The organism is Kitasatospora sp. NPDC042419, from assembly GCF_056437345.1.
In genome coordinates this window covers 1-26,072 of the sequence record NZ_JBWKAW010000019.1, presented here as the reverse complement: position 1 = coordinate 26,072, position 26,072 = coordinate 1, and the positions used below count along the sequence as shown (strand labels likewise).

The 26,072-nt window shown below is 71.3% G+C and carries 16 protein-coding genes and 1 pseudogene; 8 read left to right on the top strand and 9 right to left on the bottom strand.

Annotation, left to right across the window (positions count from 1 at the left end; translation table 11 throughout):
* Nucleotides 1–2 precede the first annotated feature (2 nt).
* The 3 genes from AC067J_RS29165 to AC067J_RS29155 all read right to left on the bottom strand — a co-directional run bounded on the left by AC067J_RS29165 (nt 3) and on the right by AC067J_RS29155 (nt 3,639).
* On the bottom strand, nt 3–920 hold the full coding sequence (locus tag AC067J_RS29165) for an alpha/beta fold hydrolase (RefSeq protein ID WP_478304154.1): 918 nt from the start codon (nt 918–920) through the stop codon (nt 3–5).
* A 467-nt stretch (nt 921–1,387) separates the two neighbouring features.
* Entirely contained in the window at nt 1,388–2,266 is an 879-nt protein-coding gene (locus AC067J_RS29160) for an LURP-one-related/scramblase family protein (protein ID WP_478304152.1), read from the bottom strand.
* A gap of 224 nt (nt 2,267–2,490) precedes the next feature.
* Nucleotides 2,491–3,639, bottom strand: a complete 1,149-nt coding sequence (locus tag AC067J_RS29155) for a glycosyltransferase (protein ID WP_478304150.1) — start codon at nt 3,637–3,639, stop codon at nt 2,491–2,493.
* Between the two features lie 431 nt (nt 3,640–4,070).
* On the opposite strand from AC067J_RS29155, the gene AC067J_RS29150 reads away from it, so the two are divergent.
* Entirely contained in the window at nt 4,071–5,213 is a 1,143-nt protein-coding gene (locus AC067J_RS29150; protein WP_478304148.1) for a hypothetical protein, read from the top strand.
* Nucleotides 5,214–5,691: 478 nt separating this feature from the next.
* Here the strand turns inward: AC067J_RS29150 and AC067J_RS29145 are convergent, their stop codons facing one another.
* Nucleotides 5,692–8,052, bottom strand: a complete 2,361-nt coding sequence (locus tag AC067J_RS29145; RefSeq protein WP_478304146.1) for a tetratricopeptide repeat protein — start codon at nt 8,050–8,052, stop codon at nt 5,692–5,694.
* A 177-nt stretch (nt 8,053–8,229) separates the two neighbouring features.
* On the opposite strand from AC067J_RS29145, the gene AC067J_RS29140 reads away from it, so the two are divergent.
* The 4 genes and pseudogenes from AC067J_RS29140 to AC067J_RS29125 form a co-directional block, all read left to right on the top strand.
* Nucleotides 8,230–11,415, top strand: a complete 3,186-nt coding sequence (locus AC067J_RS29140; protein ID WP_478304144.1) for an AfsR/SARP family transcriptional regulator — start codon at nt 8,230–8,232, stop codon at nt 11,413–11,415.
* A 1,719-nt stretch (nt 11,416–13,134) separates the two neighbouring features.
* Complete coding sequence (locus tag AC067J_RS29135) at nt 13,135–13,713, top strand: snapalysin family zinc-dependent metalloprotease (RefSeq protein ID WP_478304142.1); 579 nt, start codon at nt 13,135–13,137, stop codon at nt 13,711–13,713.
* Nucleotides 13,714–13,987: 274 nt separating this feature from the next.
* A complete protein-coding gene (locus tag AC067J_RS29130) occupies nt 13,988–15,163 on the top strand; it encodes a cytochrome P450 family protein (RefSeq protein ID WP_478304140.1) in 1,176 nt (391 codons plus the stop codon).
* Nucleotides 15,164–15,405: 242 nt separating this feature from the next.
* Nucleotides 15,406–16,020 (top strand): annotated as a pseudogene (locus tag AC067J_RS29125) (MFS transporter); the annotation flags it as partial.
* 387 nt (nt 16,021–16,407) lie between these two features.
* Here the strand turns inward: AC067J_RS29125 and AC067J_RS29120 are convergent.
* From AC067J_RS29120 to AC067J_RS29110, 3 genes are all read right to left on the bottom strand, one after another.
* The gene (locus tag AC067J_RS29120; protein ID WP_478304138.1) at nt 16,408–18,768 is read right to left on the bottom strand and encodes an arylsulfatase; all 2,361 of its coding nucleotides are present in this window, start codon (nt 18,766–18,768) and stop codon (nt 16,408–16,410) included.
* On the bottom strand, nt 18,765–19,115 hold the full coding sequence (locus AC067J_RS29115) for a hypothetical protein (RefSeq protein ID WP_478304136.1): 351 nt from the start codon (nt 19,113–19,115) through the stop codon (nt 18,765–18,767). Before AC067J_RS29115 ends, AC067J_RS29120 begins: the two co-directional genes overlap by 4 nt.
* A gap of 500 nt (nt 19,116–19,615) precedes the next feature.
* Complete coding sequence (locus AC067J_RS29110; RefSeq protein WP_478304135.1) at nt 19,616–21,145, bottom strand: FAD-dependent monooxygenase; 1,530 nt, start codon at nt 21,143–21,145, stop codon at nt 19,616–19,618.
* A 57-nt stretch (nt 21,146–21,202) separates the two neighbouring features.
* On the opposite strand from AC067J_RS29110, the gene AC067J_RS29105 reads away from it, so the two are divergent.
* Both AC067J_RS29105 and AC067J_RS29100 read left to right on the top strand, forming a co-directional pair.
* Complete coding sequence (locus AC067J_RS29105) at nt 21,203–21,814, top strand: TetR/AcrR family transcriptional regulator C-terminal domain-containing protein (RefSeq protein ID WP_478304134.1); 612 nt, start codon at nt 21,203–21,205, stop codon at nt 21,812–21,814.
* 155 nt (nt 21,815–21,969) lie between these two features.
* The gene (locus AC067J_RS29100; RefSeq protein WP_478304132.1) at nt 21,970–22,569 is read left to right on the top strand and encodes an inorganic phosphate transporter; all 600 of its coding nucleotides are present in this window, start codon (nt 21,970–21,972) and stop codon (nt 22,567–22,569) included.
* Nucleotides 22,570–22,788: 219 nt separating this feature from the next.
* Here AC067J_RS29100 and AC067J_RS29095 read toward each other — a convergent pair whose 3' ends face one another.
* Both AC067J_RS29095 and AC067J_RS29090 read right to left on the bottom strand, forming a co-directional pair.
* Nucleotides 22,789–22,863 (bottom strand): 50S ribosomal protein bL37, encoded by a 75-nt coding sequence (locus AC067J_RS29095; RefSeq protein WP_396321813.1) that lies wholly within the window; start codon nt 22,861–22,863, stop codon nt 22,789–22,791.
* A gap of 40 nt (nt 22,864–22,903) precedes the next feature.
* Complete coding sequence (locus AC067J_RS29090; protein ID WP_478304130.1) at nt 22,904–23,749, bottom strand: SDR family NAD(P)-dependent oxidoreductase; 846 nt, start codon at nt 23,747–23,749, stop codon at nt 22,904–22,906.
* Between the two features lie 1,334 nt (nt 23,750–25,083).
* Here AC067J_RS29090 and AC067J_RS29085 point away from each other — a divergent pair.
* Nucleotides 25,084–25,674 (top strand): ferredoxin, encoded by a 591-nt coding sequence (locus AC067J_RS29085; protein WP_478304128.1) that lies wholly within the window; start codon nt 25,084–25,086, stop codon nt 25,672–25,674.
* The last annotated feature ends 398 nt before the right edge of the window (nt 25,675–26,072 follow it).

Sequence of the window (26,072 nt, the reverse complement as noted above, 5' to 3'; positions counted from 1 at the left end):
CGTCAACTGCCCGCCGGGAACATCTCGTTCAGCGCCGCCGCGACCACCTGGGGACTCTCCTGCGGCAGGAAGTGACCGACGCCCGGCACGATCCGCACCGTGAGGTCGTCCGCGTGCCTCTCGCCTCCGGCCAGCATGGACGGCGGGATCACGTTGTCCCGCTCGCCGCCCAGCAGCAGGGTCGGGACGGTCAGCCGCTGCCCGCGCCTCGTGCCGCGCAGCAGCGCGGGGACCTCACGGACCACGTACTGCCAGAACATGGCCTGCCCGGCGTGCGCGCCGTCCCGGGTCGCGGCGCTGAACTCCGCCAGTTCCTCGGCATGCCAGACCGACGGGTCGGCGACCTGGTGCCGCAGCAGGAAGCGGCTGAACGCCGGCCAGTGGCGCAGCACGGCCCTGCCGACCACCGGGTACTCGACGAACGCGGTGTACCACTGCCGCCACAGGTTCGGCAGGATGGCCCGGTGCCGGGCCCACGGGTGCGCCATGTTGAGCGCCAGGAAGCCGCTGAACCGCTCCGGAGCCCGCCCGCACAGCCGGAAGCCGACGTGGGCGCCCCAGTCGTGACCGACCAGGCCCACCCGGTCGAGCCCGAGGGCGTCCAGCAGCGCGACCACGTCCGCCGCCAGGCCGTCGATGTCGTACCCGCGCCGGGTCTGCTCCGACCAGCCGAAACCACGCAGGTCCGGGCAGATCAGCCGCCGCCCGGTGGCCGTCAGGGCAGCGACCCGGTGCCAGGCGAACCAGTGCTGCGGGAACCCGTGCAGCAGCAGGACCGGCGCCCCTGTCCCGTACTCGGCGACGTGCAGCCGGGCACCCCGCACGTCCACCCAGCGGTGCTGCGCCCCTTCGGCGTTCGGGAACGGTCGGCCGGCGGCGGCCGTGGCCGCCGTCTCACTCGATGTCGTACTGGACGTCACGGAAACGCCTCTCGCCTCGGCGGGTCCCCCGCGGACCCGCTGCGGCATGCCAGGAGGCCGGTACCGACCCAAAGGTTCCCCGCGCAGGCGAAGTCGACATGGGCTGTTCGCGGCCGGGGACGACGCGGCCCGGCGGCCCCTCCCGACGCCGCCGGGCCGACCTGTCCGGCAGGGGGCCCGGCGGGTGGCACCGGACCCCCCTGAACCCGCCCCGAGGCGCATGCGGAGCCTTCCCCATGTCGCTCGGATCCGTGCCCGCTACCCCCGGCGGGCCCGTCCCCACGACGACCGTTCTGCCCGACGTGCCCACCGGCACCGCCGCGCGCCCCCTCCCCCGCCCCCGTGCCGGGTGGCCCGGGGTCCCCGCCCCGGAGTCGGCCCGCCGGACAGCACGATCCGGGACCCCCACGCCGTCAGGACCCCGCCAAGAAGGGCGCATCAGGCGTCAGGGCCACGTCGGCAGCCGCCTATCCGAGGCCGCGGGCGTCCTGCTTCAGTGCGGTGTCCACGGTCAGCGCGGTCGCCACGACGAGGCTCAGCACCGGGTCGGCGAGCGGGCGGTGGATCTGGAGCACGTAGTTGTCGGCCGTGGTGAACATCGTCTTCGCCAGGCCTTCCCAGGTCTTGGTGATCCGGGCGATCTCGGTGTCCGTCTCGTCGACGATGGAGAAGTTCCAGGCCCGCCAGTTCTCCGCCTTGACGGCGCCGATCTTCTGCCCGCCGACCTCCAGCGCGAAATTGATCTTCCCGATGGCGTTCTGCTGGACGATCTGGCCGACCTCCTCGCCGTTCGGACGCTGCACGACCACCCGGGACTTGATGAACTTCGCCGGGCGGGTCAGCAGCAGCACCGGGGCGCCCTGGGCGTCACGGATCTCCAGCTTGTGGGTCAAGTACTGGTCTATCGAGCTGAGCAGGCGTATCACCTTGCGCAGGCCGCTCTGGCCGACCTGGACCACCGAGCCCAGCGTGGCGCCCTGCTGGTCGAAGACCGAGTACTCGTTGGTCAGCTCGATCAGCTTGGCCTTCTGGTTCACCACCAGGACCGGCTCGGAGAAGAGGGTACCGCCGCCGCCGGAGACCGGTCCGACGCCCGCCTGCTGCTGTACCTGGCGCTGCACCTTGGCGGAGTCGCCGGCCGGCGCGGCCGGCTGCCCGGGGATGCCGGGGGTGTTCGTGTTCTGGGACATGGCGGGCAGATTAGGCTCGTTCCTCCGCCGGTGGCCAAATCGTTTCGAACGGCCCGGGTTCGTTCGAGACCACGGGCTGTGGCTGCAACCTGCACATTCGGGTGTTGCGAGCGGCAGTTGGCCGGCATTCGACGGTTTGGGTGTGGCCGATGTCACACTTAGGGCCCGCCGTGCTTCCGAACGCTCCGGCCCCTCGGCTCCCCCTCGGGGTGCCGTTGCGCGCGGGCCGGGATCGGCGTCGAGCCCCGGGATTCCCCGGTCCGACGTACCCGCACAGCCGCTCCATGTCGTCGCCCGGGTGCCGAGTGGTGTTCAGGCCCGGGTCCGCCGCCGGGTCGCCGGCGCGCGGGCCCGGGCCGCGTGGGCCCGGGCCGCACGGGTCAGCGGGCGGTGGTGACGAGGGCTTCGATCTCGGGAACGACGGCGGCGGGCGTGGGGAGGGCGTCGTTCTCGGCGCGGAGCCGGAGCGCTCCGGCGAGGAGTTCCGGGTCCGAGACGAGGCGGGTGAGCAGGGCGGCGTCGACGTCGCCGGAGGCGGAGCGCAGGCCCGCACCGGTGGCGACGAGGGCGTCGGCGACGGTGAAGCTGTCGGCGCCCTGCGGGAGGAGGAGCTGCGGCACACCGGCCTGCATGCCGGTGAGCGTGCTGCCGGCACCGCCGTGGTGGATCACCGCGTCGCAGACCCGCAGCAACTCCGCCAACGGGGTCCACGGCAGCGGGCGGACGTTGTCCGGAAGGGTGCCGAGGCCGCTGAGGTCGGCGCCCCCGACGGCGAGCAGGAACTCCGCGTCGACCGAGGCCGCGGCCTCGACCAGGCGGGCGATGGCGTGCACGCCGTCCACCTCGGTGACCACGGTGCCCAGGGTGACGGCGACCCTCGGCCGGACGCTGCGGCGCAGCAGGCCGGCCGGCACCACGCCGCCGCCGTTGAAGGGGAGGTAGCGCATCCGCAGCCCGCCCGGGTCGCCGCCGAGCGAGGCCGGGACGATGTTCAGCGCGGTGGACTCGGCCGGCGCGGCCACCCCGTACGCCTCGTAGACGTCGGTGAAGTGATTCGCCAGCTGTGCGGCCAGGGCGAGACCGGAGATGACGCCGAAGTTCTGGAGCGCGGTCGGGATCCCGAGCTTGGCGCCGACCAGTTGGGCGGAGGCCAGGCAGGAGTCGTGGATCAGCAGGTCCGCACCCCAGCCGTCGACGGTGGCCAGCAGGTCGTCCACGGTGGAGCGCGAGGCGTGGGCGAAGGCCGCGGCGCCCCGTTCGAGGATCTCGTCCTGGGACATCTCCGGCCGGGCGAAGCGCATGGCCTCGCCCTCGACGGCCTCGAAGGACTCCATGAGGGGCCGGCCGTCCCCGATCTCCACGATCGGGAAGCCGGCGCCCCGGATCGGATCCACCGGCTGCGGTACGGCGAACAGGATCTCGTGCCCGGCGGCCCGCAGGGCCTGCGCGGTCGGCACCATCGGGAACAAGTGGGTGGGCGCACCCGGGCCGGTGAAGAGTATGCGCACGGCTGTCTCCAGATCGTTCATCGACTGATCGATATCGGAACGCGCGGGCGGGGCCCGCACCTTCCATCATCTGATGAACCGTCATTCTTCTTCCCGGTACGATCGATAACCGGACATTCTCACGCCGCGCTCGCCCCGGCGTCGCCGAACGCCGCCTCCAGCCACCCACAGGCGCCCAGGACGACCCCCACCCCACCGTCCGGTCGCGACCCGCCGCCGAGACGATCTCCACACCGGCCGGACCAGCCGCTGCCGACACACCCGGCGACTGCAAGGGTTCTGCAACTTGCTTGCAGGGATTTGCCATTGTGGGTGGACAGACCGTGCCTCGACCGGGCGGTGACCCGGCTGCAGGCACGATGGGGGGTAAGGTCGTGAACAGTTCACTCAGAAGGTGCATCCCGGCCGCGCAGGGGAATGCGCGCTGGGCAACGATGGCAGAGTGCAAGCGGGTGCTGGTTGCCGTCCACACCTTGGTCTACGCGCAACGACTCCGAGACATCTTCGCGCTCCTCGGTTCGGACTTGAGGGTCCAGGTCGTCTTCACGGTGGCGCCTCACGCCTTCAACGACGGCGTGGCCGGCTACCTGTCGGCACTGGGGGGCACGGTGTTGCCGTGGGAGACGGCAACGGCCATGGAGTTCGACCTGGTGCTGGCCGCCGGTTCCCAAGGGATCGACCAGCTTCGAGGGCCCGTGGTGAGACTTCCGCACGGTGCCGGGCACCAGAAGCTCTCGCCCGCCGGAGAGGACGGCCGACGGAGCGTCTCCGGGCTGGGACGGGAGTTCCTCATCTGGGAGGGGGAGCTCACATGCGCGGCTTTCGCCCTCGCCCACCAGGACGACCTGACGGAGCTCTCGACATCATGCCCCGATGCGCTCGGGGTGGCGGAGGTCGTCGGTGACGTCGACCACGACCGGCTGGCAGCCAGTATCCCGTTCCGCTCCGAGTACCGACACGCGCTCGGGCTCCGGGATGACGAACGATTCGTCCTCGTGTGCTCCACCTGGGGCACCGGATCGGTGTTCGGTCAGCCGGACAATCTCTTCCCGCGCCTCGCCACCGAGCTTCCCTCCGACCGCTTCCGGACGGCCATGCTCGTTCACCCGAATGTGTGGTCGGGCCACGGCGGTTGGCAGGTCCGGTCCTGGGTCGCGGGCACGACGCGGGGCGCGGTCACGCTGGTCGCCCCGGAGACGGACTGGCGTCCGCTCCTGGCGGCGGCGGACTTCGTCATCGGTGACCACGGGTCGCTCACGCTCTACGCCACCATGACCGCAGCACCCGTCCTGCTGGCTCGCTTCCCTTTCCAGGACGTCAACCTCTGTTCGCCCGGGGCGCTTCTGGCCCGGACAGCTCCTTCCCTGTCGCTGACGCACTCCCTCGACCGACAGCTCGACTATGCCGAGAGGCAGTACCGACGGGAGGACTACACACCGATCGCGGCTCGCATCTCCTCCGAGCCCGGCCGGTTCGACTCCAATATGCGCAGGTTGCTCTACCGAGTGCTGGAGCTGGGCGAGCCCGCACACGAACCCGAGGGAGGGCCTGTCGCCCTTCCGCGCCCGTTGTCGGGAGCGGCGCGGTGGCGGTGACCGTCCGGGTCCGCATGGCCCGGGAGACGCACAGGGCTCACACAGCCTCCTGGATGGCCGAGGTCACGTCAGCTGTCGGCCCGGTCTGGCTGGTTCGACTCACCGCAGTCACGGAAGGGCATCGGGCCGACGCCCTCCGGGCTCCGGCTGACGAGCACCTCTCCATCGGACTCGGCTCCCCCCGCGACGAGAGGTGGCGGCCACACGCTGACGTCCTGCACGAGCACCGGCCGTGCAGCCGTCGCGAGGCCGAGTGGCGAGCCGGAGACACGATCGGGCGCTTTCCGGGGTGCGCAGTAGCTGCTGTGGGCTACCTCGGCGGACTCGTCGTTGCGACCAGGACGGCCGAGTGCGTACAGGTGTCGGAGGTGAGCGGCCCCGGTTGGGAGCCTGCCGTGATCGGCTCCCTGTTGCACGGCTGGCTCGCCGCAGGAAGGAGTACGGCCGACCTGATCACCGTGGCGCCGGTCCGGTGCGACTATGCCCGTGGGAGGGCGTCGATCCTGCCGGCCAGGCGGCCAACGTCCAAGGCACCCAGTGATCGGTAGATCGCGAGCGACTGCCCGAACCGCATCAACGCATCGGCCGGGCAGTCCTGCTGTTCGGCAAGCTCCCCCATCAGTTCGAGAACACGTGCTTCCCAGTGCCGGGATCCGAGCTGCCGGAACTCCTTGAGCGCGTCGTCGAAGCACTCCTCGGCAGAGGAATTCTGCTGGGCTGCGGCATGAGCTCGGCCGAGCCACGCCATCGCCCGGGCGGCCTCGTACCGGTCCGGAAGCGCGAGGAGTTGTTGGTGCGCCTGCCTCAGCAGGCGCACCGCATCGCTGTCTCGGCGTCGCGCCAACATCAGTTCTCCCAGCGAGAGCCTGGCAAGTTCCGCGCCACGGAGGTAGCCGAGCGACTCCCTCAGCTCCAGTGCACGGCCGAACGCTTCAGCCGCACGGTCCAACTGACCCGAGGCCTGGTGGGCATGGCCCAGGCCGTGCTGGGCATCGGCCTCGGCCCGTGAATCCCCGACTTCCTGAGCCAGCGTCAGCGCCGCGGCGAACCACTCAGCGGCTCCGGTCAGCCGGTCTGCGTTCCGCAAACCATGGCCCCCCGAGGTGAGCATCCGGAGCTCCCCCGGCCGATCGCCGGCACGGCGCGCCGCCGCGAGCCCGATCTCGTGGGCCTCGATCCACAGGTCATGGGGGCGGAGTCGAAGAAAGAGGGGCCACATAGCGTCGACGAGCTGCCATACCGCGCCGTGGCATTCAGTGGTGGCCCCACGGCGCAGCACGGCCATCAGGTGGCCGCGCTCCGCGTCGAGCCACGCCAGAGCCTGGGACTCATCGGCGAAGTCAGGCAGCCCGGCAGGTGGTTCCCGGTAGTCCCGTGCCAGGTTTCGGTGGCTGGGGCTGATCAGGGCCTCGGCCTGCGTCGCCGCTGCGAGGTACCACTCGAGAACACGACGAAACGCCGCCTGGCGGAGCTCAAGGGAATCCGTCTCCAGCGCCCACGTACGAGCGTGCAAACGGACCAGGTCGTGGAAGCCGTACCGGCCGTGTCCCAGGTCTTCGAGCAGGTGCACCTCGGCGAGCGCATCAAGCATTCGATCGGCATCGCCGACCGGGACACCGGCCGCAGCCCCAGCCGCAGCCGGGCTGATGTCCGGTAGCGGCAGCAGTCCGAGCAACCGGTAGAGGCGGGCAGGCTCCTCAGCGAGTACGCGGCAGGAGGCGTCCAGGACACCCCTGACGGCCGTCTCACCGTCGATCCGCAACGCGTCCAAGCGGTCACTCTCATGTGCGAGCGCATCGGCGGTGACCGCGAGAGCCTGGTGCGGCCTGGCGGCCACGCGGGCGCCGGCCAGGCAGACGGCCAGCGGCAGGCCCGCACAGCGGGTGATCACCTGGTCGGCGGCAGTCTGTTCGGCAGCCACCCGGTCGGCCCCGATTCGGGCTGAGAGGATCGCTGCGGCCGACTCTCGATCGAGCAGACCCACGGGGTGGAAGCTAGCGCCGTCGATGCCGAGGCCGGTAAGCCGGGCCCGGCTGGTGACCACGGCCAAGGAGGAGTCCGATCCAGGAAGCAGCGGGCGAACCTGGGCAGCGCTGAGAGCACTGTCGAGCAGAAGACCGATGTGGCGCTTCGAGGCCGTCGAGCGCCACAGGGCGACGATCTCCGCAACCGGCAAGGGCACGGAGGCGACGCCCAGCGCACGCAGGAATCCACCAAGAACCTCGGTCAACTCGGCCGGTCCGTCCGGGGCATGGGCCCGAAGGTCAGCATAGAAGAGGCCATCGGGAAATCGAGTAGTCAACCCGCGCATCCAGCTCGTCGCGAGCGCGCTCTTGCCCACCCCTGCCGGCCCCGACAGCACGATCGTCAGCCCACCGCCTGCGGGAACCTCTCTGAGAACGGCGTCAAGTCCTTCCATCTCCCGCGCGCGGCCGAGGAGGCGCACGGGGGCGGGCGGAAGCTGTTGAGGAACCGGAAGCTGCGCCGGTGCGACAACCTGGAAGTGCACGCCCCCGTGAATGTCCCGTGCCTGTACAACACCGCCAGCGACATCGGCCGAGCCGGAGATCGTATTGCGGTGGTCACTCCGTGAACTCGCCCGGTCGTGACCGCTATCGGCCAGCCATCGCACCAGTTCCACTGCGAGTTCGGAGCTCTGCTCCGACCGTTCCACCAGCAGCAGAGCAAGACCGGTCAGCGCAGACTCGCGATCAGGCCCGGCCAGTCCGCGCAGCCACAGTTCGGTCAGATCACCTGGATCGCCGGGAGCCACGTGGAGCCAGGACCCGATGGCCGCCAACGATGACGGCTTGGCCCTGCGCAGTGCCGCTTCGACCATGTCCGTGTTCAGTGGTCCCATTATGCCCCTCGGCTCTTACCACATTGCACGCAAACCTACGAAGAGTATGCGAGAGCACACCGGGATTCGAAACCTGACGTGGTATAGCTGCTCGGCCAGGCGCGTGCGATGCTCTCTTGCGGTGAAGACTGGGGACCGACCGGTGGGGGTATCCGGATGGAGTTCCATCTCCTTGGAACAGTCGAACTGTCATCCCACGGGCGGGCGATGAAGCTCGACTCCGACAAGGTGCGATGCCTGGCGGCGGCTCTCGCGATCGACGCAGGCCGACCGGTTTCACTGGATTCGTTGATCGCGAAGCTGTGGGACGACGACCCCCCGGCGAAGGCCCGCGCAACAGCTCACTCCTACCTGTCACGATTTCGCACCGCGCTACGTCTCGCACAGCCCATCGATGCCGATACTCCCCTGGCATCCGTCAGCCGCAAAGCTCACACCTACACGTTGAACATCGATCCGCAACGGATCGACTGGCAGCGCTACCTCCAACTGTCCCGCCGCGCGAGATCCCTGGCCGAGGCCGGGGACGACTGTGAAGCACTCGCGGCGTTCGGCCAGGCGGAGGAGATCTGGCAGGGCGAGCCGCTGGCCGGCCTGCCCGGCCTGTGGGCACACGCCACCAGGAACATCATGCGCGACCAGTGGCTGGCAAGCACACTTGTCCGCTTCGAGGTCGAGTTGAGGCTCGGCCGCTTCATCAGCCTCGTTCCCGAGCTGGCCGCACTGGCCGACGAGCGCCCGACGGACGAACGGGTTGCCGGCCACCTGATCACCGCGCTCTACGGCTGTGGCCGGCAGGCCGAGGCCCTCGGCGCCTTTCAACGGACCCGGCGAGCGTTACAGAGCCAGCTGGGTGCCGAGCCGGGAGACCAGCTCAGGCTCCTCCAACAGCGCGTCCTTCGTCGGGCTCCCGTCGACGAGATCCTGCCCCGCCCGAGGAGGGCGGTTCACCGCGTTCCCGCCCATGCGCAGACCACAGCACAGCGCAGCTACCTGCCTGTGATCCGCGAACTGGTGGGCCGACAAAGGGAATTGAAGGACATCTTCTCGACCATCGGACCTGGCCCCTCCGGGGGTGCCATCGCCGTCATCTCCGGCATGGCCGGCTCGGGAAAGTCCCACCTCGCCGTGACCGCCGCCCACCTGTCGCAGCACCGGTTCCCGGAGGGGCAGCTCTACGTGGACCTCCGGGCGAACGCCGGCGCACAGCAACCGCTCCAGCCCGAGGTAGTCGCAACAACCATCCTTCGGCAAGCCGGTTTTGCGGCCACGGCCATTCCATCGGACCGCGACGAGCTCCTGTCACGCTGCCGAGAGCTGCTCACCGAGCGCCGAGCAGTCGTGGTCCTCGACGACGCCCGCGGCCCGGACCAGATCCGCCCACTCCTCCCCGGAAGCCCGAACGCTCTGATCCTCATCACCAGCCGCCACCGCCTCGCCGAGCTCCCCTGCCGCCCGGTCTTCCTAGATGTCCTGCCGATCGACGACGCAGTCGATCTCTTCACCCGCCTGGTCGGACACGAACGCGCGGGAAACAGGGACGAGGTCGAATCGATCATCGGCCTCTGCGAGCGACTACCGCTCGCCATCGAACTGGCGGCCAGCCGGCTGAGGGCTCGCCCGTCGTGGTCACTGGGGCACATCATCAACCGGCTCTCCCGCAAGAGCGGCCGCCTGGACGAGCTCCGCCACGGCCTCGACAGCGTGGCCATCGCCTTCGACGTCTCGTACCAATCACTGCCCGATGCACAGCAGGAGGCCTTCCGCCGACTCAGCCTCCATCCCGGTCCTGACGTCGGTCTGGATCTGGCTGCCGCGCTGATCGGACGTCCGCCGAGCGAGACGGACCGGATTCTCGAGAACCTGCACAACCTTCACATGATCCAGGAACACTCACCCGAGAGATACGTGCTGCACGACCTCCTCCGCGAGTTCGCAGTGGATCTCTTGACCGTCGAGGAACGCCACCAATCGATTCGACGCCTCGTCGGTCACACGTCGCGAATCGCTGACCGAGCGGACCGAATCCTCAGCCCGCGCCGTCTCCGCCTGCCGTTGCCTGCCGAGTCCGAGCATTCCGCCGGAGAACCCACGGCCGAGGTGCTCGACTGGCCCGACGAAAGGACGATCAAGTCCTGGCTGAGCACAGAGCTACCCAGCCTGGCAGCCGTTGAGCAGCATGCTCGAATCAGTGGCTTGGCGGAGGAGGCCGCCTGGCTTGCCCACGTCCTCGCCGGACATCTCGAATCCGAAGGACTGTGGCGCGAAGCCGCCGAGATGCACTCTGCCGCGTCCACCCATTGGCGCACACGCGGTGTGCTTCTGTCCGAGGCACACGCCCTCCTCGCACTCGCCTCGGTTCAGATCCGGGCCGCCAAGTACCTCGACGCCTCACAGGCGGCCGAGCGGGCCCTCTCCATCGCTCGGGCAGAGGGAAACACCCGCTGCACCGCCGAGGCAATGGAGAAGCTCGCAGCGATCCATTGGCATCAGAGCGACCTCACAACAGCACTGTCGATCCAACGTGAGGTCGTCGAGATTCACCGAGGAGCACACGACGAGTGGAACCACGCCCGCTGCCTGAACAACATCGGCGCCGTGCTTCTGCACCTCGGAGACAGCACATCGGCACTCAAAACCCTCACCGAGGCCCAGGTTCTGGCCAATCGTCTCGCCGATGCACGGCTCGAGCTGCAGATTCTCAGCAATCTCGGAGGAATCCATCTGAGCACCCGAAACCCGATCCAGGCTCGGATCGTCTTCGAGAGAATCCTGTCCATCGGAGCCGGAGTACTCTCACCGAACGACCTGGCGACCGTCCGGGTGAATCTCGCGGCCTCCCTTCCACTGCCGAGGGAATCCACCCGTGCCGTCGAGCTCTACCAATCCGCCCTCGTCACGTTCCGCGATTCCGGTAACCGCCGAACCGAGGCCGACGCGATGAACGGACTCGGAATCGTCCATCGACGGTCAGGACAATTCGACGTCGCGGCCGAACAACACTCCCTCGCTCTCGAACTCGCCCGATCCATCGGTGCGCAACGCGAGCAGGCCGCAGCCCTGCGCGGACTCGGCCAGACCGCGCACGCCACCGCCGACACGTCTACCGCCTTGACCCACCTCGACCAGGCAGCAGCCCTGGCGCGACGGATTGACGCAGTGGAAGAAGAGGCCTACGCCTGCGAGACATTGGCCGAATTACATCTACACTCCGGGCGCCACAACCAGGCCCGCGGGGCCGCCGAACGTGCTATCGAGCTGTTTGAATCAATCAATGCACCATGGTCGATCAAGCTCGGAGAAATATTGACAGTACTTGATCAACTTACCGACAAGAATTAGCCTACTCGGTGGCCGTTGCGCCCAAACCTGACCCCGTGTGCGATTTGATCGACGGCGTTCCCCCTGCTGTACTAATTCCACTCAACGCCATTCCTCCGATCATTGGATTGCACCACGTGAAGCTCATCCTTCTATGCTCCACCGCTCTCGCGGCCGCGTTCCTGTTCGCCTCGACCGGCGGACCGGTGGAAGCCTCCCACCCGGATTCGACCGTCCAGGCTTGGATGCCCATCTGGGCCGACCCGGGGCTGTAGGCGCCGCCGGGTTGGGCCACACGCACGTCGTGGCCCAACCCGGCGGAGCGTTTCACGCGACCTAGCGCTGCGACTCCACGCACCATCGACGGTTCGACAGCGAACGGACCGCCACTCCCGCCGGCACCTCCGGGCAGACCTGATCACGGATGTGGCAGCACCTGCCGGGACGGCGCCTCGGCCGAGGGGTTGCGTTGCCACCCGCTCGGTCACCGACAGGCAAGCGTGCGCATGCATGAGGGAGATCGAGCCTGTCGCAGGTCAGACCTCAGGACCCTGATCGAAACGACCTGCACGAGCCTGCCCCCGGGTCGCGGACGACGATACAGTTACCCGGTTTGCGTTCAGACGGACGAGAGTTACCCGTACCGTGTCAACTGAGGTCCAGGTAGGCGACGACACTGGGGGCGCGGTGGAGCCGGTCTCGATGGTATTGCTGGCAGCGCTGGCGAGTGGCGCCGGAGGAGAAGCCGGCAGGCAGGTCTGGGCCGCTTTGAGCGCCCTGGTCCGCCGCCCGTTCCAACGCTCCGAGGACCTACCCGCAGCCTCCTCGGGGGAGGCGGAACTGGTCGCACTCGAAGAAGCACCCGGCCTGGAACAGGCAAGCGCGCTGAGCACCGCCCTGGCCGTGCGAGCCGCCCTGGACTCCCAGTTCCGCGCCGGCTTGCAGCAGTGGCACGAGCAGGCCAGGGTGGTCCGCACCGGTGATGGCGATGTGACCATCACGGTCAGCGGAGGTACATTCCAAGCCCCGGTCCTCCAAGGCCGGGACTTCTCCGGCGTCACCTTCTCGAGCCCTCCGCCCACGCCCCCCTCTTCCACCGGTAACGATGGGACGACCTCGGGAAACTGACTACACGTCATTTGCCCTCCGCTTCCGAGCGGACCCGGGCCGGATCGAGCAACCGGCGCCCAGCTCCACACCAGCCGGACGTCGCCCCAGATCGGACTCCGACCCCATCCGTGCCGCAGAGCCCTTCGGGAGTGCCGCCCCCACCGCGTTGACGTCGACCGGAGGTCGACCGGTCGCAAGTACCGTGGCGGCCTGCGGAGCCCTGGATTCGCGCCGCGCGTCTCACCGCGCCGCATCGGACAGGCGTGCATCCTGTGCGACCTGATCACCGGCTCTGCACCACGAATCACCCCTCATCGGTGCCCGGCCCCTGCTGCTCGATCTCGTCCGGGACGCCTTCGACGCCCGTTGCACCAAGGCGGACTGACACTCCGTGCGAGAGAGCGGATCCACCAGGCCTCCCGCGGCTTGGGGTCCGTCTGCGTCAATCGCGACCGGGTGTCGTTGACGGGATCGGACGTAACACCCGTGCGTCCCCCGTCGATTGACTTGACAGTCCACCGCCAATCAGGGGTGCCCGCTTCTTCGCGGACGTGGCGATGCCCACCACCCCCGCCCCCACGCTCCCCTCCCCCCCCGGGGGGGGAGACCGACCCCCACGTAAGGACAGTCATGCCCCACTCGAAGTGGTTCACTGCAGTCGCCGCCGCGGCCGTCACCGTGATGGCGGCACCCGCGGCGCAGGCCGTGTCCACGCCCGAATCCACCGCACGGGCAAGCGTTTCCGCGGTGACCACCCTCTACTACGACGCCACCCGGGCCGGCGGCTGGGAAGCCGCCATCACCGCCGGGGTCGCCTCCTGGAACGCGAACACCAAGAACGTCAAACTGGTGGCGGCCCGGCCCGGCACCCGTGCCGAGATCCAGATCGTCGCCACCAGCGGCTGGCCGCAGGCCACGCTGGGACCGGTCCGTCCGGGCGGCCAGGGCCGGGTGGAACTCGGAAGCCAGGCGGTCGCCCAGGGCCACGACAAGACCCGCATCGCCGCCCACGAGATCGGCCACAACCTCGGCCTGCCGGACACCAAGCCCGGCCCGTGCTCCCAGTTGATGTCGGGCTCCAGCGCCGGCACCACCTGCAGGAACGCCGTCCCCAACGCGGCCGAACGGTCCCGGGTCGACTCCGCTTACGCCGGCCGCACCGCCGCACCGGACCCGGCGGAAGGCCGCCTGCTGGTCGACGCGGCCTGACCGCCCCGAGGCGGGGTCAGAAGCCACTGCCCTCGCCGACCGGGCCGTGTACGGGGCCGGTGTGCCGCAGGAACCGGCACACCGGCCCACACCGGCCCACACCGGCCGCCCTGCTCGCCCCGGTCCCGGCCCCGGCGCTGGCGCCGGCGCTGGCGCCCGCGCCGGGACCGCCTGGCTACGCTCGTGGCCACGGGCGTACGCCGCGAGCGACATCGTCCGGAGGCCGGACGGCCTCGCGCGAGGCACGGAAATTCGAGACGGCACAGGGACGAGCATGAGCAACCCACTTCAGGACCCAGGCTTCCTCCGGAACCCGTACCCCGCCTTCGCGGCACTCCGGGGCGCCTCGCCGGTCCGGAAGGTGCCCGGCGGAGGAGGGCGGTCCAGCTACCTCGTCACCGGCTACGCCGAAGCCAGGGAGGCGTTCACCGACCCGCGGCTGTCCAAGGACACGGCGGCCTTCTTCGCCGGCAAGGACACCGGACGCAACCTGCACCCCGCCGTCTCCCGGAGCATGCTGGCCACCGATCCGCCCCGGCACGCGCGGCTGCGGAGCCTGGTGACGAAGGCGTTCACGCCGGGCGCCGTTGCACGGCTCCGCCCCTACATCGCCCGTGTGACGAACGAGCTGCTCGACGCGTGGGAGCCCGGCGAAGTGTCCGACGCCGTCGAGAGCCTCGCCGTCCCGCTGCCGGTCACCGTCATCTGCCAACTGCTGGGGGTTCCCGACGCCGACCGCGCGGCGGTGCGCATGTGGTCCGAGGAACTCTTCGCGGCCGGACGGCCCGAGCGGCTCGACGCCGCCTCACACGCCGTCGCCGGCTACATGGCCGACCTCGTCGAAGCCAAGCGCCGCGCCCCCGGCGACAGCCTGCTCGACGACTTGATCCGTGCCCGCGACGGCGAGGACCGGCTCGGCGAGGACGAGCTCGTCTCCCTCGCGGTACTGATTCTCGTGGCCGGGCACGAGACCACCACCCACCTGATCGGCAACGGGCTCCGCGCCCTGCTGCTGACGCCGGACTCCCTGCACCGCCTGCGGGACGAGCCCGCCCTGGTGAACGCGGCCGTGGACGAGCTCCTCCGGCTCGACTCCCCGGTGAGCACGGCGACCTTCCGGTTCGCCACCGAGGCCGTCAGCCTCGGCGGCACCGGGATCCCTGCGGGCTCCCCGGTGCTCATCGCGCCCGGCGCCGCCAATCACGACCCCGCGCGCTTCCCCGACCCGGAACGGCTCGACCTCGACCGGGACGCCAAGGGGCATCTCGCCTTCGGGCACGGCATCCACCGGTGCCTCGGGGCAGCCCTGGCCCGCGCCGAGGGCGAGATCGCGTTCCGGACCGTCGCCACCCGCCACCCCGGGCTCCGCCTCGCCGTGCCCGCCGAGGAGTTGGAGTGGCGGCACACGAGGCTGTTGCGTGGCCTGGTCTCCCTGCCGGTGCTGCCGTAAGCGTGACCGTAGCCGTGACCGCGACCGTGCCTGACGCACCGGCACCGCCGCGTTCCGAGACCGCCCGGACCGGTCACCGCGGAATCCGAGGCGGAGATCAGCCCTGTGGAGTCTGAACTTCCCGTGGCCGGCGTCGCCGTCCACCCCTCCGTTCCCCCGCCGGGCAGCCGACCGAGCAGGCCGCCCGTGAACCGTACCGGTGGCGCTGGGTCGCGCTCTGGGTGCTGCTCGCCGCCGAGGCGATGGACATGCTGGACGCGCTGATCGCCAACGTGGCGGCCCCCTCGATCCGGGCCGACCCGGGCGGCGGAGCCGCGACGGTGCAGTGGCTCGGCGCCGCGTACGCGCTGGCGATGGCGGTGGGCCTGATCACCGGCGGGCGCCTCGGTGACATCGTGGGCCGCAGGCGGATGTTCCTGATCGGTGCGCTCGGCTTCACCGCCGCGTCCCTGCTCTGTGCGGTGTCCTGGTCGCCGGGGACGCTGATCGGCGCTCGCGGACTGCAGGGCCTGCTCGGTTCGGTGATGATCCCTCAGGGCCTGGGCATCATCAAGGAGATGTTCGACGGGCCGGAGGTCGGCCGGGCGTTCGGCCTGTTCGGCCCGGTGATGGCCCTGTCGACCGTGGGCGGCCCGGTCCTGGCCGGGGCCCTGGTCGATGCCGACCTCTTCGGCTCCGGCTGGCGCATGATCTTCCTGATCAACCTGCCGCTCGGCCTGCTCGCCCTGCTGGGCGGCTGGAGGTTCCTGCCGGAGTCACGCTCCGCGCGGCGGCCCCGGCTCGACCTCGTGGGCGCCGCCCTGGCCTCACGGGGCGCGTTGCTGCTGGTGCTCCCACTGGTGCAGGGGCGTGAACTCGGCTGGCCGGCTTGGACGTTCGTGTCGATGGTGGCCGGGATCGGGCTGTCCGCGATCTTCGGCCGGTACGAGACGCGGGTGGCCCGGGCGGGCGGCGATCCGCTCGTGGTGCCGGGCCTGTTCCGCAAGCGGGCCTTCTCCGCGGGCTGGCGACCGGCGCGGTGTTCTTCGCCGCGGTGGCCGGCTTCTCCCTGGCGCTCGGCCTCTTCCTGCGGTCCGGCCTCGGCCTCACGCCCCCGCGGGCGGGGCCGGCGAGCCTGCCCTGGTCACTGGGGATGGTGCTCGGCTTCGCCGCCGTCCAGGTCGCCGAGCGGTTCGCCGTCCTTGAGCGGCTCGGGCGCCGGGCCATCCAGAGCGGTCTCGTGGTCATGGCCCTGGGGGCCGCGCCTACTGGCGGGCCATGTGCATGCGCATCTCGCTCGCGGCGTCGACGATGAGGTCGCCGGACAGGTCGACGGTCACGCTGTGGAGGGCGCCGGTGAAGCGGAACGGCGCCTGGTAGTCGGGGGTGACGGCCGAACCGGGGTTGGCGCCGCAGGCCATGCCACCGGGGTTGAAGGCGATCGGGGTGGTGACCGGCATCTCGGTCTCGCCGACGAGGCGGCCGTCGATGTACAGCTGGGCCCGGCCGGGTGCGCCCTTGCCGTGGGCGATGTCCGGAGCGCCGGTGGGCTCGAACTCGAAGCGCAGGATGTGCCGCCCCTCGGGCACGCGCTCACCGGAGACCACGTGGTGCAGGATCCGCTGGACGTAGTTGTGGGCGTAGTGGAGGTGGCCGTCCTTGAGGTAGAGGGACCAGCCGCCGGCGTTGGTGCCCTGGCAGAGCAGGACGCCCTGCGCGCCGCCGGGCGGGATCTCGACGTCGGCGGTGACGCTGTGCGGGCGGTTGAGGACCCGGGGCGCGACCGCGGCGGGCACGGCCTGGGTTCCGGAACGGAAGGTGTAGCCGGTGCGGGCCTCGGTGATCTGCGGGCGCTCGGTCATGATGCGCTGCAGGACGCTGCCGTCGATCGGCATCACGTTGTACCTCCCCGCTTCCACGTACCACAGGGCGATCATCTCGATCAGCTTGCCGCGGTGCTCCTGGGCGAGGTTCCTGGTCTCGGCGATGTCCTCGTCGACGTGGTAGAGCTCCCAGTGGTGGGCGTCGAGGTCGTCGAGGTCGGCCATGGTGATCGGGGTACCGAAGGGCCGCTCGGCCTCCTCGAAGGAGGGGCCGGGCCAGGGGCAGACCGCCCGCCACCCGTCGTGGTCGATCGCCCGGTGCCCGAGCATCTCGTAGTACTGGGTGCGGTGGCGACTCGCCGCAGCGGCGTCGTCGAAGGTGTGCGCGAAGCTGACCCCGTGGAGGGGCGACTGGGTGACGCCCCGGATGGTCGCGGGCGGCTCGATGCCGAGCACGTCCAGGACGGTGGGGACCATGTCGATGATGTGCGCGAACTGGCCGCGGACCTCGCCGCGGGCCCGGATGCCGGCGGGCCAGTGGACGAGGAACGGGTCGCTCACGCCGCCGCGGTAGGTCTCCCGCTTCCACCGCCGGAAGGGCGTGTTGCCCGCCCACGTCCAGCCCCACGGGTAGTGGTTGAACGTGGCCGGGCCGCCGATCTCCTCGATCCGCGCCATGCTCTCCTCCAGCGACTCCGGCGCGTTGTTGAAGAACTGCAGCTCGTTGGTGGTTCCGGTCACCCCGCCCTCGGCGCTCGCCCCGTTGTCGGAGACCACCATGATCAGCGTGTTGTCGAACTCGCCGGTCTCCTTCAGGAACTCCACCAACCGCCCGATGTGGTGGTCGGTGTGGGAGAGGAAGCCGGCGTAGACCTCCATCATCCGCGCGGCCAGCCGCCGCGCGTCGGGCGTCAGCGACTCCCACGCGGGCACGTCCGGATCGTGCGGGGACAACTGCGCGTCCGCCGGCACCACCCCGAGCTCCTTCTGCCGGGCGAAGGTCTGCTCGCGGTAGGCCTCCCAACCGTCGTCGAACCGGCCCCGGTAGCGGTCCGCCCACTCCTTCGGCACGTGGTGCGGGGCATGGGTGGCGCCGGGGCACAGGTTCAGGAAGAACGGCTTGTCCGGGGCAACCTGCTTGGCGTCGGCGATGAACGACATCGCCCGCCCGACCAGGTCCTCCGTCAGGTGGTAGCCCTCCTCCGGTGTGGCCGGCGGCTCGACCTGGTGGTTGTCGTGGACCAGGTCCGGGTACCACTGGCTGGAATCCCCGCCCAGGAACCCGTAGAACCGCTCGAAGCCCCGCCCCAGCGGCCAACGGTCGTACGGGCCCGCGGCCGACTCCTGCTCCGAGGGCATCAGGTGCCACTTGCCGACCATGTACGTGTTGTAGCCGTACTGCAGCAGCATCTCCGACAGGAACCCGTTCTCGAACGGGATCTGCCCGTTGTAGCCCGGGTAGCCGGTGGCCAGCTCCGTGATCGCCGCCATGCCGTTGGCATGGTGGTTTCGGCCCGTCATGATGCAGGAGCGCGACGGCGAGCACAGCGCGGTGGTGTGCATGTTGCTGTACAGCAGGCCGCCCGCGGCCAGCGCGTCGATGTTCGGCGTCTCGATCGGGCTGCCGTAGCAGCCCAGTTGTCCGAACCCGGTGTCGTCGAACACGATGAACAGCACGTTCGGCGCACCCGTCACCGCCCGCACCGGCTGCGGCCACGCCGGAGTCGACTCCTCGGTCGTCCGACCCACCACCCCCGGGAACCGCTGCCCCGGCCTGTACTCACTCCACGATGCCTGCGTCATTTCGTTCTCCGTCCCGTCATCGGCGTGGGCGCCGCTGACAGCCCTGGTTCTCGGCGGGCTCGTACGACACGGGTCGCCGCCTCGGTGACCACGTCGTCGACCGCCTCATCCAGCCGCCCCGGTGACTTGATCCCCTCGGCCGCGCGCGGCGGCAGGCCCCGGGGCTGCAGCCAGGACGCCACGTCCGCCGCAACCTCGTTGCCGTCGCGCCGGACGTCGGTGGTCGTGGCGATGAGGTCGACGGCGGCCGCCTCGATCGCCGGATTCGTCGCGAGAGGGGACATCGTCGAGACGTACCGGTCGGTGTCCAGCACGATGCCACGCGCCCGGACCGTGAGGACGGCCACCGGGACGAGGATGAAGGTGAGCGGGATCGGCACAGCGGTGACCGCGCGCGTCGCGATCCGCGTGGCACCTGAGGCACCCGGTCCCACCGGGTGGGGCCGGACGGGGGCGGCCGCCCCATCGGGCGGCTCGGACGGGGACGGCTCGGGCGGCGTACTCATGGCACTCCCGGGGACGATCGCGGCGAAACCGCCGCCCACCGTCCATTGGATACGCAACGCAACCGAAGGCGCACCTGGGGTTGCGCCCTTGGGGCGAGCCGCCCGGGCCGCGGCCGGCTCCGTGCTACGCCTCATCCACGTCGACCGTAGTGACCGGGTCACGCAGCGGCCGCAGGCCCGGGCGGGTTGGGACGCGGTGAACGGGCCGGTCCGCGAACGGCGACTGCCGGGGTGCCAGGGGGAGCCGGCGCCGGACCGGGCCCCGCGCTCCTGCCGGGCGCGGTGGCCGGACCGGCTCGGGTGCCGAGGGGGCGCGGTCTCGGCCGGACGGTCCCGCGTCCCTACCGGGTCGCGGTTCGCACCACGGCGGTGGCGGCCTCGGCCGCGGCGGCGGCCAGCCCGGTGTCGTCCCGGTCGGTGCCGACCCAGGCGACGTGCCCGTCGGGGCGGATCAGGGCGGCGCGGACCTCGGCCCAGGCGGCCGGGGGGCGGGCGGGCGTCGCGGCGTGGACGGCGAGCCCCGGCCGTGCGCGGTGGCCGAGTTCGCGGCGACCGAGTGCGCCGCCCGGCGTGAGGTCGAGCAGGAGGTACGCGTCCGGGCGCAGCCTGCCGTGGAGGCCGGCCTCCGAGCCGGCGAGGGCCAGGTCGGGGGCGCGGGTGCCGGTGAGCGGGTGGGCCGCGGGGGCGGCGGGGTCCGCGGGGCCTGCGGGGCCTGCGGCGGGGTATGCGACGGCGAGCGCGGTGAGCCGTTCGGCCATCGCGCGGTGGAACTCGGGCTGGGTGGCGAGCATGTCGCTCAGCAGCGAGCGCAGGTCGAGGCCCTCGGGGGTGAAGGCCGTCATCAGGGCGGTCTGCGCCCGGCTGTGTTCCGTCAACCGGGCGCCCACCGGGTGGCGTTCGGCGTGGTAGGTGTCGAGCAGCCCCGCCGGGGCCCAGCCGTTCAGCGTCGCGCTCAGCTTCCAGCCGAGGTTGTGCGCGTCCTGGATGCCGACGTTCATGCCGACGCCCCCGGCGGGGAAGTGCTGGTGGGCGGCGTCGCCGGCGAGCAGGGCGCGTCCGCGCCGGTACTCGGAGGCGAGTCGGGTGGCGTTGCCGAAGCGGGAGAGCCACGACGGGTCACGCATGCCGAAGTCGTCCCCGGCGGCGGCGACGGTCTTCTCCCGCAGTTCGTCCAGCGTGAGGTCGCCGGGCCACTCGGTGGTGAGGCTGTCGGGGCTGACGCCGACGACGCGGAACCGCCCGTCGGGCAGCGGTGCGACCATGACGCCGCCCCGGGGGGTGAGCGTGCTGAAGCCGGGGCGCGGCGGGCGGTCGAGGGAGACGTCCCCGAGCCAGCCGAGGACGGTGGAGGGGGTGCCGGGGAAGTCGATCCCGGCGGTGGTGCGCACGGTGCTGCGGGTGCCGTCGCAGCCGACGAGGTACGCCGCCTCCGTCTCGTACGGCCCCTCCGGCCCGTCGACGTGCACGGTCACCGACCCGGCGTGCTCGGTGAACCCGGTGACGCGGTGCCCGCGGACGATCCGCGCGCCGAGCCGCCGCGCGTGGTCCTGGAGCAGTTCCTCGGTGCGCGCCTGGGGCAGGGCGAGCGTGTACGGGAAGGAGGTGTCGAGGCCCCGGAAGTCGAGCCGGGTGTCGAGCATGGCGAAGTGCCCGCCCGGGATCGGCAGGCCCTCGGCGAGGAACGGACGGTGCGCTCCGCGTGAGGCCAGGACCTCGATGGTCCGCGGGTGGACGGTGAGCGCCTTGGAGCGCCCGTCGATCCCCGTCCGCTCCTCGACGACGGTGACGGGGATCCCGCCCAGCCGCAGTTCGGCGGCGAGCCAGAGTCCGACGGGGCCGCCTCCCGCGATGACGACGTGACGAGCTGTCATGAGTCCAACCTCTCTCTTGGTCGGTGACCAATTCCTGCTTCGCAGTAAACTAGGTCAATGACCAACAAGCAAGCGGGTGGCCGACTCGACCCCGGCACCGTGATCGGTGCCGCGCTGGAGCTGCTGGACGACAAGGGCCTGGACGCCCTGTCCACCCGGGCGGTCGCCGACCGGCTCGGCGTACGCATGAACACCGTGCTCTGGCACGTGAAGACCAAGGCCCGGATGCTCGAACTGATGGCGGACGCCGTACTCGGCGAGATCCCGCTCGACGGCCTCCCCGCCTCGCCGGACGAGCGCGCCCGCGAACTGGCCCGCCGTTACCGCCGCGCCCTGCTGGCCCACCGCGACGGCGCCGCGCTCGTCGTCGGCACCTACGCCGCCGAGCCGAATACCCTGCGCTTCGCCGAGGCCCTGGTCGGCGCGCTCCTGAACGCCGGCCTGGGCGAGCGCGAGGCTGCCTGGACCGCCTGGTCGGTCACCTACTTCACCCTCGGCCTCGCCCAGGAGGAACAGGCGGCGCGGCATCAGTCCCTGGACGACCGCCTGGCGGACGCCGTCTCGGAGGCGACCCACCCCGCCCTCCGGCGCGCCCTCGGGCACCTCGCCCCCGGCTCCTTCGACGAGCGCTTCGAGTACGGCCTGGACGCGCTCCTCCGGCCGGCCTGACCCACGGGCGGCGAACCGAACCCGGCCGCACGCCCGTCGGCGCCGGCCGGCCGGGTTGGTCCGATCGGGCGGCGGGCCGGTGGCGGTCCGGCGCGCCGGGTCGTCGGGGGATCGGGGGATCGGGCCGATCCGGCCGGCGGGCTAGGTTCGGGCCCGTGACCGGCAACGACGCGGTCCTGGCTCTGGTGGTCGTCACCGCGCTGGGGTTCGACTTCACCAACGGATTCCACGACACCGGCGCCCAGTCACCGACCTGGGTGATCACCTCCTGCGCGATCGCCATCGCCCTGGGCACCTACCTCGGCGGCTGGCGCGTCATCCGAACCCTCGGCAAAGGCCTCCTCGACATCGGACCACCCCAGGGCATGGCCGCCGAATCGGCCTCCGCCGCCGTGATCCTCGCCTCCACCGACTTCGGCTACTCCCTCTCCACCACCCACGTCGCCACCGGCTCGATCCTCGGCTCCGGAGTCGGCAGGAAAGGCGCCGTCGTCCGCTGGAACACCGCCCGCCGGATGGCCCTCGCCTGGCTGCTCACCCTGCCCGCCTCCGCACTCGTCGGCGCCGCCGCCTACTGGACCGCCCACGCGATCGGCGGCACCCCCGGCGTCGTCGTCGTCTTCGTCCTGCTCCTCCTCGCCTCGACCGCCTTCTTCGCCGCCTCCCGACGCACACCCGTCACACCCGACAACGTCAACGCCGCCTGGACCGGCTCACTCACCCCCACACCCGAGATCAACGAGGCACCCTCGTGACCTCCTGGATCGACGCCGAACAGAAGACGGAGCAATGACCGTGCACGGCAGCACCGACGGCGGGTACCGGGTCCGAATCATGGACGGCCTGCACGAGCTGACCGTCCACACCCTGACGACGACCGCGGACGGGTTCACCGTCACCTACTCCGTCGAGGGCTCCCGGGGGCCGCAGGTCCACCCGGTGCCGGTGGCACACGGCACCGGGTGGTCAGTGGGTCACCGGCCCGGCTTGCGGCCGTGGTTGGCCTTCTTCTTCCGCCGGGCCTTCTTCTTGCGGGCACGCTTGGACATGTCGTTCCTTCTCCGGTGAGTGAGTGGGCGGGCGGGCGGTTCAGGCGGCCTGGCCGACGAGCTGGTCGGCCAGCTTGACGAGGCGCTTCTGCGAGCGCTCCTCCTGGGCGGCCGCGGCCGTCGGGGCGAGCTCACCGCCGTCGTAGTACTCGCCGTTGAGCAGCGGAACGTCCGGCAGGCAGAGCCGCACCACGGCCGCCGCACCCTCGGCCGCCGGCGCGCCCACGCGGCTGCCGTACATCGGCAGCAGCGCGGTGTCGCACAGCCCCGGGTTGAGGCTGACGGCGGTGATGCCCGAGCCTTCCGGCGCCATGTCGGCGGTCGCCATCGTCAACGCCAGCTGCGACTGCGCGTACGCGGCGACCCGCGAGTACCTCCTCACCCGGTGCGGGTCGGACCAGTTCATCGAGGCGGTGCGGTGCAGCGACGACGAGACGTTGACGATCCGGGCGTCGCCGGCCGCCGAGAGCGGGGCCCGCAGCAGCCTGGCGAGCAGGTGCGCGGCGAGGAAGTTGACCTGGAGCGAGACCTCGTTGCCGTCGTCGGTGAGGGTGCAGCGCTCGGGCGCCGTCACGGCGGCGTTGTTGATCAGCAGGTCCAGGGCCGGGTAGTGCTTCATCACCGTGCCGGCCAGTACGGCGACCTCCGAGAGCCGGGTGAAGTCGGCCGCGACCTCCACCAGCCGGTCGCGCCGGGCGCCGGCGGCGACCAGCCGCTCGACGGCGTCCTCGGCCTCGGCGGTGGTGCGGGCGTGCACCAGCACGGTGGCGCCGAGCCCGGCGAGCAGGCGGGCGCTTTCCCAGCCGATCCCGCAGGAGGCCCCGGTGACCAGGGCGGTGCGGGCGGCGAACACGGTGGAGGTGGCGGACAGAACAGCGTCGGACATGACCCATCCAAGGGTGGCGGGCACCGCCGGGGTGCCGACGGGGCGTGACAGGGCACGCCCTTCCGGGACCGGCGGTGCGGAGAGGGGTGGAACGGTGGGAAACGCGTCCGCCTCCCCGCGCGAGCGGCAGGGAGGCGGACGGCGCTGAGCGGCACGGGCCGACGGCGGAGCGGGGAGGCTCCGGCCTATCGGACGGCGGCCGCGACCGCGACAGCGACGACCTGCGACCGCGGATGCGGCGGGCGGTCGTGGTGGCGTGTCGAGCGGTTCATGTCCCCCATCCAATGCCGCCCGGTGCCCACCCGGCAAGCCCCGCCCACCAGCCCTGACGAGCCCCTGACGGCTTCCTGACGGACCGTTGACGTCCGATCGAAGCGGGCCCGGCCTGTCGGCCGTCACTCGGCGGCCCGGTGCCTCGGTGGCCCCGGTTCCGCGGTGGCCCCGGTTCCTCGGCACCGACACGACCGGCCCGCCGATCCGGCCCGCCCCCGGCCTCGACCTCAACGGGTCGTTGAGCAGCCTCGCGGCCCTCTACCGCGCCGTCGACGAAGCCACCCGGCGCACGGCCACGCTCGTCCCCCTCATCGCCTGGGAACCGTCGGATCACCGCCCGCCACGGCGCCCCCGTCCCCCGCGCCGCCCGGAGTTCCCGCTGAGGGTTCCCCCCTTCCCAGGGTCGGCGGCCCCCACCATTGCATGGGGCCACCCCGACGACGGCCGGCAGCAGGCCGAGTAGCACGCCGGACAGTCCCAGCGGGTCGCGCAGCGGCGACAGGGCGCGGTCGGGCCCGGTCGGGCCCGGTCGGGCGCGGCAGGCGTGCTCAGTGGCCGGTTTCCCAGCGGGCTTCGAGCCGCCGGACACCGTCCGGGCCGGTGACGGGTCGCCAGGTGGCGCTCATCCCGCTGCTCCGGTGGGCGGCGCCGGCCGCGCCGGAGCCCGACGCCCCGCCCACGGCTTGGAGCACGCTGCTGCCGAGCGTCTCGACGTGCCGCCCCGATCCCGATTTCCACGGCGCTGCACGACTCGGACGTCCGAGGCCAGTCCGGTGCGGGCGGCTGCCGACCGGCCCTGACGCCCAGCCGACGATTCCCGGGCGAGGGCCGTCGCCGGTGGCCGGGGGACGGCGACGACGTCCAGCCAGGGCGGGGTGGCTCCGGGCAGCCTCGGTTCGATCTGTACCCCGCCCCTGCGGGTCCTCGACGAGTCCAGGCCCGGCGAGTCCGCTGGGGCTCGACCCCTTGCGCCCCAGCAGGAGCTCACCCCCACGGCCGAGGACTTACCGGCCGGGCTGAGAATGATCTCGTCCGGTGCTCTCGCCCGAGGAGGGATTGTCTTGCACGGTTACTGGGACCCGCTGCCCGTGGCACGGCGGCTCGTCGCCGCTGAGGAAAGGGAAATCTTCGCAGGCGTCTGGGCCGAACGGAACTGGCGCAACGTTCCAGGCCCGTTCTACGGTGCGGCGACCGACTCCATGGCGACCGGCCGGATGGACGCGCCGCATCACATCGCCTACGACGACGACTTCGGCGGCGGCTTCGGGACGGAGTTCGTCTACCGGCAGCCCACGGACGAAGCGGAGACCGAGGCAGTGGTCTCCGCTGCCTGCCTGGAGCTGTACAGCGGGTACGGCTGGGACGGCGACGAGCACTGGACCCCTGCCACCGTTCGTTCGTGGTGGCGTGACCGGAGCCGGGTCCGCGAGTGGGCCCTGGCCATCGCGGCGGACTGGGGTGCCGCTGCACACCCCGACTGGGGGAGCAACGGGTCCGTCAAGTTCCAAGGGCACTATCACGACGCGGCCCGGGGCCACTTGGAATTCGCGGCCTACATCGACGACGGGCTTGAGACGTACCTGCGCAACTACACCTTCTGGCTGGAGCAGCGCCGCCCACCCCGCCGTGGGGAGGCCCTACCGACGCTGTAGCCCGCACTCTCCCAGGTTCCGGCGCGCCAGTGACAGCGGCACATCCGTGATCCGCTTCAGTGCGAACGAGCCGGCGGCCGCGTCCAGCCGCCGGTTCCCGTTCATCAAACCGTCCGAGCGGCCGAGAGGAAGCGGCACTCCCACCCCTCGCAGCCCGAACGACTCACCGTGCACCGCCGGATCCTCTGCGATCTCGCTGGAGCGCGCACCCGTCGGGGCGTCGTGTGTCGCTCCCGTCGCCCGAGGCCGGCCATCGGAGCAGAACGACGGACGGGACCGCCACTTCGACGCTGTCTTCCCCGGCTCAGCGCACCCTTCCTCGCGCCTTGAGCGGGATGTCGGGGAGGGCCGGGGCGTGGAGGCGGGGGCCGTCGTAGCCGTGGACTTCGCCGAAGCGG

Coding starts and splice junctions, on each gene's coding strand:
- AC067J_RS29090 (WP_478304130.1), bottom strand. CDS start 23,749: ATGTCCGACGCTGTTCTGTCCGCCACCTCCACCGTGTTCGCCGCCCGC.
- AC067J_RS29155 (WP_478304150.1), bottom strand. CDS start 3,639: ATGAACGATCTGGAGACAGCCGTGCGCATACTCTTCACCGGCCCGGGT.
- AC067J_RS29145 (WP_478304146.1), bottom strand. CDS start 8,052: ATGGTCGAAGCGGCACTGCGCAGGGCCAAGCCGTCATCGTTGGCGGCC.
- AC067J_RS29120 (WP_478304138.1), bottom strand. CDS start 18,768: ATGACGCAGGCATCGTGGAGTGAGTACAGGCCGGGGCAGCGGTTCCCG.
- AC067J_RS29110 (WP_478304135.1), bottom strand. CDS start 21,145: ATGACAGCTCGTCACGTCGTCATCGCGGGAGGCGGCCCCGTCGGACTC.
- AC067J_RS29140 (WP_478304144.1), top strand. CDS start 8,230: ATGGAGTTCCATCTCCTTGGAACAGTCGAACTGTCATCCCACGGGCGG.
- AC067J_RS29105 (WP_478304134.1), top strand. CDS start 21,203: ATGACCAACAAGCAAGCGGGTGGCCGACTCGACCCCGGCACCGTGATC.
- AC067J_RS29130 (WP_478304140.1), top strand. CDS start 13,988: ATGAGCAACCCACTTCAGGACCCAGGCTTCCTCCGGAACCCGTACCCC.
- AC067J_RS29135 (WP_478304142.1), top strand. CDS start 13,135: ATGCCCCACTCGAAGTGGTTCACTGCAGTCGCCGCCGCGGCCGTCACC.